Origin of the sequence: Saccharothrix hoggarensis, from assembly GCF_042678885.1 — a bacterium.
GTDB classification, from domain to species: Bacteria; Actinomycetota; Actinomycetes; order Mycobacteriales; family Pseudonocardiaceae; genus Actinosynnema; species Actinosynnema hoggarensis.
In genome coordinates this window covers 1-1,050 of record NZ_JBHTLK010000496.1, presented here as the reverse complement: position 1 = coordinate 1,050, position 1,050 = coordinate 1, and the positions used below count along the sequence as shown (strand labels likewise).

The window sequence follows — 1,050 nt, the reverse complement described above, 5'->3', positions numbered from 1 at the left end:
GCCCCGGCGGACATCGCCAGCAGCACCAGGCCGACCTCGACGGCGCCGAGCCCCAGCGCGTCACGGGCGGCCGGCACGCGGGCGAACCACGAGGCCACGGCGACACCGTTCAGCCCGAACGTGACGGCCACGCCGATCGCGGCCGCACGGGTCCGCCGGGCGGCGGCCGGGTCGGACGGCGTCACGGCGGTCAGCGGGGTCGGCATGGGGGCTCCTCTCGGCAGGTGACGCCGACTCCACCCGTGGAAGCGCTTCCACCACAAGTGCCGGCACACTGGCCGGGTGGTCGGGGAGTCGCGGCGGACGACGTTGGCGGACGTGGCACGCCACGCCGACGTGTCGTTGGCGACGGCGTCCCGCGTGCTCAGCGGCCGCGGGCCCGTCGATCACGCCGCGCGCCGCCGCGTCCACGTGGCGGCGGCCGAACTCGGCTACGTCCCGGACCCGGCGGCCCGCGCCCTCGCCACCCGCGGCGGCACGCGCGTCGCGGTGGTCGTCGGCGGCCACAGCGCGCATGTCCTGAACGACCCGTACGTGGGACGGGTCGTCGCCGCCACCGCCGAAGTGGCCGCCGCGCGCGAGGTCGGCGTGTCGCTGCACTGGCTGCCGCTGCACGACCCGGCCGAGCTGGGACGGCTCGTGGAGCACCGGGGCATCGGCGGCGTCGTCCTGGTCAACCCGACGACGACCGCGCTCGCCGTCGTGCCCCAGGCGATGCGGGGCCGGGTCGCGGCGATCGGCATCGGCTCGCGGGACGTGCCGTCGTTCGACGTGGACAACGGCGCCGGAGCCGCCCGCGTGGTCGAGCACCTCCTGGCGAGCGGCCGACGACGCGTCGCCATGATCACCGGCCCGCCGTGGCTGCCGTGCACCCACCGCGCCGCGGCCGCCTACCGCCGGGTGGTGGGGGAGGCGGGCTCACCGGTCCGCCTGGTGCCGGGCGACTTCACCGCCGCCCGCGGCGGGACCGCGTCGGCGGAGGTCATGGCCCGCTGGCCGGACACCGACGCGGTGTTCGCGCTGGGCGACCTCACCGCGCTCGGCGCGAGA

Annotated in this window: 1 protein-coding gene and 1 pseudogene; one reads left to right on the top strand and one right to left on the bottom strand. The window is 77.8% G+C overall.

Features of this window, described 5'->3' with window-relative positions; genetic code table 11:
- Window positions 1–206 (bottom strand): annotated as a pseudogene (locus tag ACFQ3T_RS36745) (hypothetical protein); the annotation flags it as partial.
- Between the two features lie 76 nt (window positions 207–282).
- Between ACFQ3T_RS36745 and ACFQ3T_RS36740 the strand changes: the two are divergent.
- Window positions 283–1,050: LacI family DNA-binding transcriptional regulator (locus ACFQ3T_RS36740; RefSeq protein WP_380730798.1), on the top strand; the 768-nt coding region annotated here is incomplete at its 3' end.